This is a genomic window from Burkholderia sp. AU45274, assembly GCF_030482505.1.
Lineage (GTDB): Bacteria > Pseudomonadota > Gammaproteobacteria > Burkholderiales > Burkholderiaceae > Burkholderia.
The window spans coordinates 315,370-329,101 of sequence record NZ_JAUJQE010000001.1 but is presented as its reverse complement, the minus strand read 5'-3'; the positions used below and the strand labels follow the sequence as shown (position 1 = coordinate 329,101).

Annotated in this window: 13 protein-coding genes; 10 read left to right on the top strand and 3 right to left on the bottom strand. The window is 68.7% G+C overall.

The features are described from left to right. Window positions 1-13: 13 nt before the first annotated feature. The gene (locus tag QZM35_RS01550) at window positions 14-1,132 is read right to left on the bottom strand and encodes a porin (protein ID WP_089428215.1); all 1,119 of its coding nucleotides are present in this window, start codon (window positions 1,130-1,132) and stop codon (window positions 14-16) included. 409 nt (window positions 1,133-1,541) lie between these two features. Here QZM35_RS01550 and QZM35_RS01545 point away from each other — a divergent pair, with 409 nt between their 5' ends. Together QZM35_RS01545 and QZM35_RS01540 are read left to right on the top strand one after the other, a co-directional pair. Beyond that, complete coding sequence (locus tag QZM35_RS01545) at window positions 1,542-2,936, top strand: MFS transporter (protein WP_089432215.1); 1,395 nt, start codon at window positions 1,542-1,544, stop codon at window positions 2,934-2,936. 157 nt (window positions 2,937-3,093) lie between these two features. Continuing rightward, the gene (locus QZM35_RS01540) at window positions 3,094-4,086 is read left to right on the top strand and encodes a PDR/VanB family oxidoreductase (protein WP_301775269.1); all 993 of its coding nucleotides are present in this window, start codon (window positions 3,094-3,096) and stop codon (window positions 4,084-4,086) included. 265 nt (window positions 4,087-4,351) lie between these two features. Here the strand turns inward: QZM35_RS01540 and QZM35_RS01535 are convergent, their stop codons facing one another. Beyond that, window positions 4,352-5,272, bottom strand: a complete 921-nt coding sequence (locus tag QZM35_RS01535; protein ID WP_089433259.1) for a LysR family transcriptional regulator — start codon at window positions 5,270-5,272, stop codon at window positions 4,352-4,354. Window positions 5,273-5,411: 139 nt separating this feature from the next. On the opposite strand from QZM35_RS01535, the gene QZM35_RS01530 reads away from it, so the two are divergent. The 3 genes from QZM35_RS01530 to QZM35_RS01520 all read left to right on the top strand — a co-directional run bounded on the left by QZM35_RS01530 (window position 5,412) and on the right by QZM35_RS01520 (window position 7,763). Continuing rightward, window positions 5,412-6,695, top strand: a complete 1,284-nt coding sequence (locus tag QZM35_RS01530; protein WP_089432213.1) for a Rieske 2Fe-2S domain-containing protein — start codon at window positions 5,412-5,414, stop codon at window positions 6,693-6,695. Beyond that, the gene (locus QZM35_RS01525; RefSeq protein ID WP_301775268.1) at window positions 6,692-7,195 is read left to right on the top strand and encodes an aromatic-ring-hydroxylating dioxygenase subunit beta; all 504 of its coding nucleotides are present in this window, start codon (window positions 6,692-6,694) and stop codon (window positions 7,193-7,195) included. The genes QZM35_RS01530 and QZM35_RS01525 overlap by 4 nt, the downstream gene beginning before the upstream one ends. Before the next feature lie 181 nt (window positions 7,196-7,376). Further along, entirely contained in the window at window positions 7,377-7,763 is a 387-nt protein-coding gene (locus tag QZM35_RS01520; RefSeq protein WP_089432211.1) for a tautomerase family protein, read from the top strand. Between the two features lie 59 nt (window positions 7,764-7,822). On the opposite strand, the gene QZM35_RS01515 is transcribed toward QZM35_RS01520, so the two are convergent. After that, complete coding sequence (locus QZM35_RS01515) at window positions 7,823-9,406, bottom strand: sensor histidine kinase (RefSeq protein WP_089432210.1); 1,584 nt, start codon at window positions 9,404-9,406, stop codon at window positions 7,823-7,825. Window positions 9,407-9,550: 144 nt separating this feature from the next. Here QZM35_RS01515 and QZM35_RS01510 point away from each other — a divergent pair, with 144 nt between their 5' ends. From QZM35_RS01510 to QZM35_RS01490, 5 genes are all read left to right on the top strand, one after another. Continuing rightward, window positions 9,551-10,744 carry an acyl-CoA dehydrogenase family protein gene (locus QZM35_RS01510; RefSeq protein WP_089432209.1) on the top strand — a complete coding sequence of 398 codons (1,194 nt, stop codon included), beginning with the start codon at window positions 9,551-9,553 and terminating at the stop codon, window positions 10,742-10,744. A gap of 94 nt (window positions 10,745-10,838) precedes the next feature. Further along, window positions 10,839-11,216 (top strand): hypothetical protein, encoded by a 378-nt coding sequence (locus tag QZM35_RS01505; RefSeq protein ID WP_011356094.1) that lies wholly within the window; start codon window positions 10,839-10,841, stop codon window positions 11,214-11,216. A gap of 8 nt (window positions 11,217-11,224) precedes the next feature. Next, window positions 11,225-11,743, top strand: a complete 519-nt coding sequence (locus QZM35_RS01500; RefSeq protein ID WP_301775267.1) for a nuclear transport factor 2 family protein — start codon at window positions 11,225-11,227, stop codon at window positions 11,741-11,743. 38 nt (window positions 11,744-11,781) lie between these two features. Further along, entirely contained in the window at window positions 11,782-12,906 is a 1,125-nt protein-coding gene (locus tag QZM35_RS01495) for an amidase (protein WP_301775266.1), read from the top strand. Window positions 12,907-12,965: 59 nt separating this feature from the next. After that, window positions 12,966-13,709, top strand: coding sequence for an SDR family NAD(P)-dependent oxidoreductase (locus QZM35_RS01490; RefSeq protein WP_301775265.1), 744 nt, complete (start codon window positions 12,966-12,968; stop codon window positions 13,707-13,709). Window positions 13,710-13,732: the final 23 nt, after the last annotated feature.

The following is a 13,732-nucleotide window of genomic DNA, read 5'->3' as shown; positions in this document are numbered from 1 at the left end:
GCGACCGAAACGCTCAGAACGACGTGAGGATGCCCGCGACGATCGAACTCGCGGTCGCGCCCGGCTTGGCGACCGCGACACCGCCCCCCGCCGCGCCGTTCACGACGAAGCGTGCATGCGCGCCGTTGCGCACCATCGCGGCGCCCGTGTACAGCACCGTGCGCTTCGACAGCGGATAGTCGAAACGGATGCCGTATGAATCGGCGTTGCCGTCGCTGTCCGCGACCTTGCGGTAGTGGCCCACGCTCAACAACAGCGACGCACGCCCGATCGGCACCGTCGCGCTCAGCTCCATGATGTCGCTGTGCGGATACGCGCTCTGGCTGTCGATCGCGGTCGCGACGTCGGGGCCGCCGCGATGACGCATGTACAGCGCGGCCACCTTCACGACGCTGAAATCGTACGAAATCGCGCCGAGCGTGTAGTTGCCGTTCGCGGCCGGGCTCGTGCCGCCGAGCGCGGACGCGGCCACCGGGCTGAACTTCTGCTGCATGGTGTCGACGTCCACCGACAGGCCGCCGCGCACGTAGTTGAGTCCCACGCCGTACGTATCGCCGAGCGTCGACGGCTGCCCGGCCGCGCCGTTGGTGCCGCGCGCGGCCATCGCGCGCAGCATGAAGCCCGCATGGCGCGGCGACGTGTAGCGCATCGAGTTGCGCACGCGCAGGAACGCGGGCCCGACGAAGTTGTTCGTCGCATTGCCCCACGCGAGCCCCGCGCCGAGGCCCGGCAGGCTGTAGGTGACGAGCGTCGTGTGCAGGATCGTGTAAAGCTCGCCGAACTGCACGCCGCCGAACGGCCCCGTGATGCCGACCCACGCTTCGCGGCCGAACAGTGCGCTGCTGTTCGACAGTGCGCCGCTCGCCGCGTTGAAGCCATCCTCCAGCTTGAAGATCGTCGCGTAGCCGCCGCCGAGATCCTCGACGCCCTTCAGCCCCCACTGCGACGCGAACAGGTTGCCGCTGCCCATGCGCGTCACGTGGTTCGGCCCGGCGTTCGCGTATTCGATCGCGGTGTCGACGCGGCCGTAGAGCGTCACGCTCGATTGCGCGAAGGCGGGCAACGCCGCGCAGGCAAGCAGCGCGGCAAGCGGTACGGCAAGCCGGTCGGCCCGCCCGTTCGGTTGGTTCATCGTCGTCGTCCCGTAGAGTTTGCGGCGCAGTTCGGCGTCGCGCCGCGTGGCATGAAGCGCGTTCGCCGCGAAGGGCCAACGCTGCCGATCAAAAACGGGCCGAGTCTAGGAACGACAATTTCGGACGTCGACGCAATGCGCTCTATAACGCTTATAGATGCGCCGCATGAGGCACCTGCGCCCCGCCGCACGCGCGCTGCGCGGCGGCCGGTGCGCGGGACCCTGGTGTTTTCTTTATCCGGGTCGGTAAATGCCCGCGTGGCGCGGCTGTCACTCCGGCTATGGCGGCTGAATTTGGCCGACTACGCTGCGTTTCCGATACGTGCCCCGCACGCTTTCGTGCCGCGACGGCGCCCGGCCCGCCAGGCCGCTGCCGCGCGTTTCCACCGCCCGCTCCTGGAGAATCCGCATGTCCGCATCCACGGCCCGCGCTGCCGGCAAGCGCTATACATACGAATGGTATGTCGTCGTCATCTGCATGCTCGCGTACGTCTTCTCGTTCGTCGACCGCCAGGTCCTCGTGCTGATGATCGAGCCGATCAAGCGCGACCTGCACCTGTCCGACACGCAGTTCAGCCTGCTGAACGGCTTCGCGTTCTCGCTGTTCTATGCGGTGATGGGACTGCCCGTCGCCTATCTCGCCGATCGTTACGCGCGGCCGCGGATCATCTCGCTCGGCATCGCGCTGTGGAGCGTCGCGACCGCCGCGTGCGGGCTCAGCCAGCATTTCGTGCAGATGTTCATCGCGCGGATGGGCGTCGGTGTGGGCGAAGCCGCGCTGTCGCCCGGCGCGTACTCGATGCTCGCCGACTATTTCCCGAAGGAGAAGCTCGGGCGCGCGATCGCCGTGTACTCGCTCGGCTCGTTCATCGGCGGCGGCGTCGCGTTCCTGATCGGCGGCTACGTGATCGCGCTGCTCAAGCATGCGAGCGCGTTCACGCTGCCGGTGGTCGGGCAGGTGCATGCGTGGCAGGTCACGTTCCTGATCGTCGGGCTGCCGGGGATCCTCGTCGCACTGCTGTTCGCCGTGACCGTGCGCGACCCGCAGCGCAAGGGGCTCGCGCAGGATCGCTCGGGCGCCGTGCGGCGCGTGTCGATGCGCGATTCGCTGCGCTTCGTCGGTACGCATCGCGCGACTTTCTCGTGCCACTACCTCGGTTTCTCGTTCTACGCGATGACGCTGTACTGCCTGCTGAGCTGGACGCCCGCGTTCTATATCCGCCACTTCGGGATGACGGCCGTCGAAGCCGGCTACACGCTCGGCATCGTGCTGCTGGTCGCGAACACGGCCGGCGTGTTCTGCGGCGGCTGGCTCAACGACTGGCTGCTGCGGCGCGGCCGCGAGGATGCGCCGATGCGCGCCGGTGCGATCGGCGCCGCGTGCATGGTGATCCCCGCGACGCTGTTCACGCAGCTCGACTCGCTGCCCGCGTCGCTCGCGATGCTCGTGGTCGCGATGTTCTTCGCGTCGTTCCCGATGCCGACGTCCACAGCCGCGATGCAGACGCTCGCGCCGAACCAGATGCGCGCGCAGATCTCCGCGCTGTTCCTGCTCGTGTCGAACCTGATCGCGCTCGGGATCGGGACGACCGTCGTCGCGCTGTTCACCGATCGCGTGTTCGGCGCGCCGGCGGCGGTCGGTCATTCGATGTCGATCGTCAACGTCGCGGCGGCCACGCTCGCCGCGCTGCTGCTCGCCGCCGGGTGCCGGCACTATCGCCGCAGCCTCGATCGCGAACGCGGCCTTGCGTCCGCCGCCGCGCCGCACGCGGCCGAAGCGGGCAACGCGATCGCCGCGCGCTGAACACCGGCGCAATCGCGCCACCCCGCCATCATCCATACCACTGATTCTGGTATCGCTTTTTAATCGATTTGATTTATGCGATGCCCATCCCTATTCTCGATCGCATGACGGCGCGGTGTCTGTCGCGCCGCGTTCCCCCTACCCCATGGATTGACCCATGCAAGCGAACCGCCACCAAGTCCGGATCGACGCGCTGATCGACGCGGCGCAGGACATCCGCTGTTTCCGGGTGTCGCGCGTCGACGGCCAGCCGTTCGACGCGTACGAACCAGGCGCCCATATCGATGTGACCGCGCCGTCAGGCATCACCCGGCAATACTCGCTGTGCGGCAACCCCGACGAGCGCGGCAGCTACCTGTTCGCGGTGAAGAAGGAAGCGCAGTCGCGCGGCGGCTCGCGTTCGCTGCACGACGACGTGCAAGTCGGCGCCGAGCTGTCGATCGGCGCGCCGCGCAACCTGTTTCGTCTGACGGATGACGCGAGCGAGCACGTGCTGATCGCGGCCGGCATCGGCATCACGCCGCTGCTGTCGATGGCGTATGCGCTGCACCGGCGCGGCGCGCGCTACCGGTTGCACTACTTCGCGCGCAGCCGCGAGCATGCGGCCTTCGTCGACGAACTGTCGGCCGAGCCGTTCGCGTCGCACGTGACGTTCCACTACGGCGTCGAGCCCGCCGCGCTCGCGGCCGAGCTGAACCGCTGCGTCGAATCGGTCGACGCGCATGCACACGTCTATACATGCGGCCCGGGGCCATTCATGGATGCGGTCGTCGCGGCGGCCGCGACGCGCTTGCCGGAAGATTCGATCCATCTCGAACGCTTCGCGGCGGAACCGGCCGCCGCCGGTGCGGGCAATGCCGATGCCGGCGCCGGCCCGGCCGCCGACGGTTTCGAAGTGCGCCTGCAGCGCAGCGGGCAATCGGTACGCGTCACGCCCGACACGTCGATCGTCGACGCACTCGCACGCATCGGCATCGAAGTCGACACGTCATGCGGCGAAGGCGTGTGCGGCACCTGCATGGTGCCCGTGATCGACGGCGAGCCCGACCATCGCGACCATTGCCTCAGCAAGGCCGAGCGCGCGAGCAACACGGTGATCTGCTGCTGCGTGTCGCGTGCGCGCTCCGCGGTGCTCGTGCTCGATCTCTGATGCGCGCGGTTCGGGCGACGGCCTTTAAGGACGTCGCGCGCTCTCGAACTGCTCGACGCATTCGGCCAGCCACGCGCGCCTCCAACGCGCTGCCCGCGCATTCGTGGATCACACGTCGCCGACACGCCCGACACGCTCGACGCGCTCGACCAGCGGCGTGCGCATCCACGCGCTGCCCTCGTCCTCATGCGTCACGCGTCGTCGCGCGATCCGACCCGCTCGGCAAGCAACGCGTGCAACCGTGCGTTGCTCGCGCCCTCATCACTCACATGTCATCGAACCGCTCGACAAGCTCGGCCAGCAACGCGCGCATCCACGCGTTGCCCTCGTCTTCATGAAAATGCTCGTGCCAGTGCATCGTCACCGGCGCGGGCGGCAGCGTGACGGGCAGCTCGTACAGCCGGAACGCATTGTCGCGGTTCAGGATCTGCGCGAGCCGCTTCGGCAGCGTCGCATACAGATCCGTGACCGACAGCACGCTCGGCAGCGCGACGAAGTGCGGCACTTCGAGCGCGATGTTGCGTCCCACGCCCTGCGCGCGCAACGCATCGTCGAGCGCGTGGTGGCTGTGCTCGACCGATTTCACGTTGATGTGCGCGGCGCGCACGAATTGCTCGAGGCTCAGCGCGGCACCGCTCGGCACCCCGCGCCGGCGGCCCGTCATGCACACGTAGGTTTCCTCGAACAGCGTCTGGTGACGCGTGCGCGGCATCAGCTCCGGCAGGTTGCCGATCGCGAAATCCAGCCGGCTCGCGCGCAGCGCTTCCTCGATCTCCTCCACCGGCAGCGGCTGCACGCTCAGCGTCACGCGCGGCGCGCGCTCGCGCAGCGCCTGGCAGATCGCCGGCAGGTACGCCATCTCGCCCGCGTCCGACAACGACAGCCGGAACGTGCGCGTGCTGGTGGCCGGATCGAAGCGCTCCGCATAGCGCAGCGCCACGCGAACCATATCGAGCGCCTTGCCGACGATGCCCGCGAGTTCGAGCGCGACCGGCGTCGGCTGCATGCCCGCGCGCGTGCGCACGAACAGCGGATCGTCGAACAGCGTACGCAGCCGGCCGAGCGAATAGCTGACGGCCGGCTGCGACAGCGCGAGCCGCTCGCCGGCCTTCGTCAGGCTGCGTTCCTCGACGATCGCCTGGAACACACGCAACAGGTTCAGATCGAGATGATCGACCGATGTCATCATCGCCTCCATCATTTGCCGTATTTATTGATCGGCCAATTTTAGATCAATTTGACGGATATGTAGTGGGCGACGAGACTGGGTACTCGACACCGCGCGCTGCGCGGCCCGATTTCGCGACTCTTTCCCCACGACAACGATGAGCGACATTTCCTACCAGACGATCGACACCAGCGCGTTGCATGGCCTCGCGCAACCCGACCGCATCGCGCCCGCGATGTATCACGATCCCGCGCTGTTCGAAGCCGAGCTCGACCGCATCTTCTACCGCACCTGGATCTGGGTCGCGCACGAAAGCGAGCTGCCGAACCCGGGCGACTTCATCACGACGACGATCGGCCGCCAGCCGGTGATCGTCGTGCGCGACAAGACCGGCGAGATCAACGTGCTGCAGAACCGCTGCCGCCATCGCGGCGCGACCGTGTGCGAATCGCACAAGGGCAATGCGAAGGGCTTCACGTGCCCGTATCACAGCTGGTCGTACGCGCTCGACGGCACGCTGCGCGCGCTGCCGTACGGCGACGGCTACGAAGGCGTGTGCGAGAAAGGCGACCTGCCGCTCGTGAAGCTGCGCGTCGGCGTGTACCAGGGGCTGATCTTCGCGAGCTTCAACGATGCGATCGAACCGCTCGAGGATTTCCTCGGCGGTGCGAAGCCGTGGATCGACCTGTTCATGAAACAGGGCGCCGGCTACCCGATCAAGGCGAACGGCGAGCACAAGTTCAAGTTCAAGGGCAACTGGAAGATCCAGCTCGAGAACACGACCGACCTCTATCACTTCCCGGTCGTGCACAAGTCGTGGATGAAGTCGATCGACGATGAAACGGCCGCCGCGATCACGAGCTTCATGACGAGCGAGGACGCGTTCTGCCGCGGGCTCGGCAACGGCCACAGCCTCGCGGTGCTGATGCCCGAGCTGATCGACCTCGACGAAGACGACGGCGCGCCGCTGCCCGAGCGCTTCGCGCCGCTCGCGGCGAAGCTCGCCGAACGTCACACGCCGGAGGAAGTGCGCCGCATCGTGCGCTCGCTGATGGGTGTCGGCTTCAACCTGAACCTGTTCCCGAACCTCGCGCTGTCGATGGCGTTCTTCCGCGTGCTGCGGCCGATCTCCGCGAACGAAACCGAGATCCGCCACGTCGCGCTCGCGATGGACGGCGGCCCCGACGAAGCGAACCGCGAGCGGCTGCGCATTCACGAACACTTCCAGGGCCCGTTCGGTTTCGGCAGCCCCGACGACGCGGAAGCGTGGGAGCGCGTGCAACGCGGCGCGCATGCGGGCCCCGACGTGCCGATCCTCGTGAATCGCGGGCTGAATCGTGAGACGACTGCCGCGAACGGCGAAAAGACCGCGCATGCAACCGATGAGACCGGCATGCGCGAGGCCTACCAGCAATGGCGCAAGATGATGGAGCAACAATGATGGACGACCGCAACGCCCTCTTTTCCGAGCAGACCTTCGCCCGCGCGGTCGAATTCGTGTGGCGCGAAGCCGAGATGCTCGACCGCCGCGACTATCGCGCGTGGCTCGACCTGTGGGACCCGGCCGGCCACTACGTGGTGCCGATCGATCCCGACACGACCGACTTCGCCGCGACGCTGAACTACGTGTTCGACGACCACGACATGCGCGAGAAGCGCGTGCAGCGGATGGTGTCCGGCTATTCGGCGTCGGCGACCGACGCGGCGCGCACGGTGCGCACCGTGTCGCGCTTCACGCTGGAAAGCGGCAGCGCCGACACCGTGGAACTGAAATCGGCGCAGGTCGTCGTCGCGTACAAGCGCGGCGTCGCGACGCTGTTCGCGGCTGACGTCACGCACAAGCTGCACGTCGATGCGGAAGGCGAGATACGGATCGCCGAGAAGGTCGTGCGCCTGATCGATTCGACCGAAGCGCTCAGCACGATCGGCTTCCTGCTGTAAGCGGCCACCGGTTCGCCATCGCCAACGCAACGGTGAGCCGGTCACCTTCACCTGTAAGCGCCCCCCGGTTCGCCCGTCGCCGACGCTACGGAGAGCCGGCCACCTTCACCTTTAAGTGACCACCGGTTCGCCCATCGCCACCGCAACGGTGAGCCGGTCACCTTCACCTTTCCGGACGACCATGCCCACACTCGAAGTTTTCCTGCCGGCCGGCCATGACGGCGCCCGCAAGGCCGAACTGATCGCACGGCTGACCGGTGCGACCGTCGATTCGATCGGCGCACCGATCGAATCGGTGCGCGTGCTGCTGAACGAATTGCCCGCGACGCACATCGGCCTCGGCGGCCGCAGCGCCGCGGACGGTGCGCCGCCGTCGCTGCCCGTGATCGTCGCGATCCTGATCGCCGGCCGCACCGACGAACAGAAGCGTGCGCTGATCGCCGCGCTGTCGGAGACAAGCGCTGGCGTGCTCGATGCGCCGCTGCAAGCCACCCGCGTGATGATCAAGGACATCCCGAACACCGATTTCGGCATCGGCGGGCAAACCGCACGGGCGCTCGGGCGCTGATCATGCGCTGCGCGCGTGCCTGCCCGCTCATGCACGACGGCCGCCGGGCGGCCGCGGCATCAAGCATTCCCCGGCGACGATGTGCCCGCCCGAGCCTTCGTCCCGGCGAGCGGCAGCGTCACGCGGCAGTCGAGCCCGCCGCCATCGGCCGGGCTGGCAGCGATCCGGCCACCGTGGCGCGTCACGATGCTCTTGCACAGCGACAGCCCGATTCCGTTCCCACCGGCCTTCGACGACGAGAAGCCGTCGAACAGCCGATCGTGTGCATCGGCCGCGATACCCGGGCCGTTGTCGATCGCGCGCAGCTCGGCATGCCCGTCGACGTTCGCAGTGCCGAGCGTCAGCGTGCGCGGCACACGCTCGCAACCGGCGAACGCCTCGATCGCGTTGAACGCGAGATTCAGGATCACCTGCCCGATCAGCACGCGCTCGCAGCGGATCGGCAGCGGCGCGTCGGCCTGAACGATCGTGACCGTCACGCCGGCTTCCTTCGCGCGCAGCTCGATGAAATACGCGACGTCCGCGAGGATGTCGCGCAAGTCGGCGAGCGCGACGACCGGTTCGCGCTTCACGATGAACTCGCGCACGCTCTTGATGATCAGCGCCGCATGCTCGGCCTGCCGGTCCGCGCTGCGCAGCCCCCAGATCGCGTCGTCGATCGCGCCGCGCGCGTTCAGCCGCTGCACCGCGCCTTCGATGAAATTGCGCACGGCCGCGAGCGGCTGGCTCAACTCGTGCGCGATCACGCTCGCCATCTCGCCCATCGCGTTGTAACGGCCCGCGTGTTCGAGCATGCGCGCTTCCGCGCGGCGGGCATCCTCGATCGCGACTTCGTCGCTCACGTCGCGGAACTGCACGAGCAGCCCGACGAGATCGTCCTCGATCTCGACTTGCCGGCACAGGATGCGCAGCCAGCACGACGAGCCGTCGCGCCGCACGATCCGGTAGCGCTGCGGCGCGGACGGATACGCGGACGGCGCATCGCGCAGCTGCGCGACGAGCCGGTCGCGGTCGGCCTCGGAGCAGTAGTCGAGCACCTCGCCGAGCGCTTCGTCGGGTGCGAGGCCGAGCACGCGGCGGCCCGACTCGCTGATGAACTGCACGCCGCCGTGCGGCGTGACGACCGCGATGCCTTCGTCGAGGTCCTGCATGAATTCGCGCAGCCGCGCCTCGTAGCGGCGCAACTGCTGGCGCACCGCCTCTTCCGCGCTGATGTCGCGGAACTGCACCATCACGACGTCGCGCCCGCGCAGCGGCACGTAGGTGGCGGTCGCCTCGGACAACATGTCGACGCCCGTGCGCGACCGGTAGCACCACTCGTACACCTGCGGCCCGTCGACGAGCGCGCGATCCCACGCGCTCACGGCGATCTCGCGCTGGTATTTCGGTTCGGGACGCGTCATGTCCGGCGCCTTCAGCGGCAGCAGTTCCTCGACGGAAAAACCGAGCGCGATGCACGCGGCGCGGTTCGCCCACACGATCGCCTTGGTGTGCGCATCGTGCAGCAGCACGCAGGTCGTCAGCGCGTCGAGCAGCCGGTGGAAATCGTCTTCGTCGGGGAAACTCATGATCGGCTTCGGATGAGGTCGCGCGGCGTCGCGCGGCCGGAAACCCAACATAGCACCGGCACGCGCCGCCCGCATCTGAAGATTTCTTTAGTGCGGCACGGAACGTCACCAGTCGCACGGCTTGTCGTCCCAATTGCTGCGTGTTTTCGGCGTTTCTAGACTGGTTGCATCGTCGTGACCACCCCGCATTCGAACCCCCATCCGCCCCAGGAGACAGCCATGCCCCACGCCGCCCTCGCCCTCGACACCGCACCGAGCGCTCCCCACGCGGCCAGCGAACCGGCCGCCCGGCTGTCGCCGCTCGACGCCGTGATCGAGACGGTCGCCGCGCGCCGCGAGGAATTCGAGCGCCTGTCACACGTGCCGCGCGACGTGATCGCGCTGTTCAAGCAGGCCGGCATCTATCGCGCGGGCACGCCGCGCCGGTTCGGCGGCGATGCGCTCGCGCCGACCGCGTTCCTCGACATGATCGAGCGGATCGCGACCGCCGACGGCTCGGCCGCATGGGTCGCGAGCTTCGGCTCCGCGAACGTGTATCTCGCTGCGCTGCCGCTCGACACCCAGGCCGAGCTGTATGCGAGCGGCCCCGATCAGGTGTTCGCGGGCGGTTTGTTCCCGGTGCAGCCGGCCCAGCCCGCGCCGGGCGGCTGGCGCGTGAACGGCACGTGGAAGTTCGCGAGCGGCTGCAAGGGGGCCGACTGGCTCGGCGTCGGCATCGCCGTGCCGGGCGCGCAGGACGCCGCGCCGAACAAGCCGCGCACGGCCGTGTTCCGCGCGGCCGACGTCGAGATCGTCGAGAACTGGAGCGTCGTCGGCATGCAGGGCACCGGCAGCCACGACCTGCGCGTGGACGACCGCTTCGTGCCTGAAGCGTGGACCTTCGTGCGCGGCGGCGAGCCGACCGTCGACGAGCCGCTGTACCGCTATCCGACCGTCGCGTATGCGGCGCAGGTGCTGGCCGTCGTGAACCTCGGCCTCGCGCGCGCGGCGCTCGACGTCGTGAACCGGATGTCGGGTGGCCGGCAGACAACGACCGGCGCACCGCGCCTCGCCGATCGCGCGTACTACCGCATCGAACTCGCGAAGGCCGAAGCGCAACTGCGCTCGGCGCGCGCGTTCTTCTACGACGCGACCGACGGCGTATGGCAATCGATCCTCGCCGGCAACCCGGTGACGCCCGACCAGGTCAGCCTGCTGCGGCTCGCGGCCACGCAGATCGCACGCGAAGGCGCGAGCGTCGTCGAACGCGCGTACCGCCTCGGCGGCACGGCGGCGATCTATCGCACGCACCCGCTGCAGCGGCTGCTGCGCGACGCGATGGTCGTCACGCAGCACGCGTTTCTCGGCGAAGGCAACTTCGACGGCGCCGGCGCGGTGTTCACCGGTGTCACGCCGTTCCCCGGCTATCTGTAACCGGCATCGACCGAATTGTTTTGAACGCGCATGAAGCCGAAGCGCCGTCGCCGGCCGGTTCATGCGCCCCACCGATTCCTCTGGAGAACCTGATATGTCCGATTCGAATCCGCTGCCGTTGCGCGTCCTGTTCTGCTGCGGCGTGTCGCAAAACTTCTTCGACCTGCCGCGCGAGAAGATCGGCGAAGTGTGGCAGGCGTACGGCGCGATGCTCGCCGCCGTCGAAGCGATGCCCGGCGTGCGCGTGCTCGGCGTGATGGACGACGACCGCCTCGTGGTCGGCCAGGCCGACGGCGCGCCGTGGACCTTCTACATCATGGCCGACGTCGCCGACTTCGACACGACGGTCGCCGTGTGCAACCTGTATCGCACGACGCCGGTCGGCGAATACAACCTGTGGCGCTACGGCAAGATCGAGGCGCGCGTCGGCCGTGCGCTGACGGTGCCGCCGGCCGCGAAGCCCGCGGCGTGAGGCACGCGATGACCGACCTGTCCCCCGGCCTGATCGATGCGCTCGCGCAGCGCCTGGCGGCGCTCGACGCCGAGCGCGCGGTGCGCGCGACGATCACGCGCTACATGGCGCTTTGCGACGTGCCCGAGGATGCCGGCGACGGCCCGTCGCTCGCCGGGCTGTTCACGCCCGATGCCGTGTGGGAAGGCATCGGCCCGCAGTATGCGCAAAAGTTCGGCCGCCTCGAAGGCACGGCCGCGATCGTCGCGATGCTGGGCCGCTACCTGCCGCCCGATCCGCACTTCTCGGCGAACCTGCACTTCCTGACGTCGGAGTCGATCGAGATCGGCGCCGGCAACACGAGCGCGCGCGGCCGCTGGATCATGCTGCAGGCGTCGCGCTACGCGGACGGCTCGGCCGAGTTGATCGCCGCGCGGCTGACCGTCGATTTCGCGCCGGCCGGCAACGGCTCTGCGTGGCTGATCCGCCATTTCCGCACCGAGCGCGTGCTCGACGGCCCCTGGCCGCTCGCCGCGCCACGGCCCTGATTCCTGCTCCTTTTCACCGCTTGCTCACGATACCGTCCATGACAGGCTTCATCGACACCTTCACGCTCGGCGGCCCCGGCCCCACGATCGCGATCAAGGACACGATCGACATCGCGGGCCATCCGACCCGCGCGGCGAGCCGCGCGCTCGCCGACGCACCGCCGGCCACCCAACACGCGGACGTCGTCCGCCTGCTGCTCGACGCGGGCTGGCAGATCGCCGGCAAGGCGAACATGCACGAGCTCGCATTCGGCATGACCGGCATCAACGACTACACGGGCACGCCCGTCAATCCGCAGGACGCGACGCGCATTCCGGGCGGCTCGTCGAGCGGTTCCGCTTCGCTCGTCGGGCTCGGCACGGTCGATGCGGCGCTCGGCACCGACACGGGCGGCTCGATTCGCGGGCCGGCGGCCTGCTGCGGCGTGGCCGGGCTGAAACCGACGTTCGGCCGCGTGTCGCGACGCGGCGTCGCGCCCGCCGACACCACGCTCGATTGCGTCGGGCCGTTCGCACGCGATATCCGCACGCTGGTTGCGGTGATGGCCGCGATCGCGCCAGGCTTCGATCGTGCGCAAGCCGCGGCCTCCGTGGCAGGCTGCACGGTCGCGCACATCACGGTCGACGCCGACCCGGCCATCGCCGCCGCGCTCGACGCGGCCGTACGCGCGTCGGGCCTGCGCTCGCACGCCGTCGTGCTCGACGACATGCGGGCGTCGTTCGCCGCCGGGCTCACCGTGATCAACGCGGAAACGTCGCGCGCGTTCGGCCATCTCGTCGAAACCGGCAAGCTCGGCGCCGACCTCGATGCGCGATTGCGTGCGGCCGCAACGACTACGCCCGCGGCATTGAAAGAAGCCGAAGCCGTACGCGCACGCTTCACCGCACAGGTCGACGCCGCGCTCGAACACGCCGACGTGCTCGTGCTGCCGACGCTGCCCGCGCTGCCGATCACGCTGCAGCAGGCGCGCGATGGCGTATCGGTGATCGCGATGTCGTCGCTGATCCGGCCGTTCAACCTGAGCGGCCATCCGGCACTCAGCCTGCCGCTACCGCTCGCCGGTTCGCCGCTGAAGGCCGGCCTGCAGATCATCGGCCGCAAGGGTGCGGACGAACACGTCTGTGCGATCGCGGCACACTTCGAAACGGCACTCGCCGCATGAACCACGATGCGGGCGCGACATCGACGGATGCGCGCTCGCGAACCACGGAATCACACACCATGTCAAACCGAGTCGTCCTCGTCACCGGCGCCGCGCGCGGGCTCGGCGCCGTCATCGCCGAACGTTTTCATGCGGCCGGCTACCGCGTCGCGCTGGCCGATATCGCCGCCGACGCCATTCAGGCGCATGCACGCGAACTCGACCCGAGCGGCGAACACGCGATCGCGCTGCCGCTCGACGTCACGTCGAAACGCGATTTCGAAGCCGCGCGCGATGCGCTCGTCGCGCGCTGGGGCAGGATCGACGTGCTCGTGAACAATGCGGGCGCATCGAAGGTCGTGCCCGCGATGGAGATCACGGCCGAGCAGTTCGACCAGGTGATCGACGTGAACCTGCGCAGCGTGCTGTTCGGCTGCCAGGTGTTCGGCCAGTACTTCGCGGAACGCGGCGCGGGCCGTATCGTCAACATCGCGTCGCTCGCCGGGCAGAACGGCGGCTCGGCGACGGGCGCGCACTACGCGGCCGCGAAAGGCGGCACGCTGACGCTGACCAAGGTGTTCGCGCGCGATCTCGCCGCGCAGGGCGTGACCGTCAACGCGATCTCGCCGGGCCCGCTCGACTTGCCGATCGTGTATGAAAGCGTCGCACCGGAGAAGCTGCGCCAGGTGCTCGCGAGCCTGCCGGGCGGCAAGCTCGGCTCGGCCGGTTTCGTGGCGGATGCGGCCGTGCTGCTCGCGTCGGGCGACGCGCATTTCGCGAACGGCGCGTGCTGGGACATCAACGGCGGGTTGTACATGCGCTGAGCGCCAAGTACCGAGCACTGCAC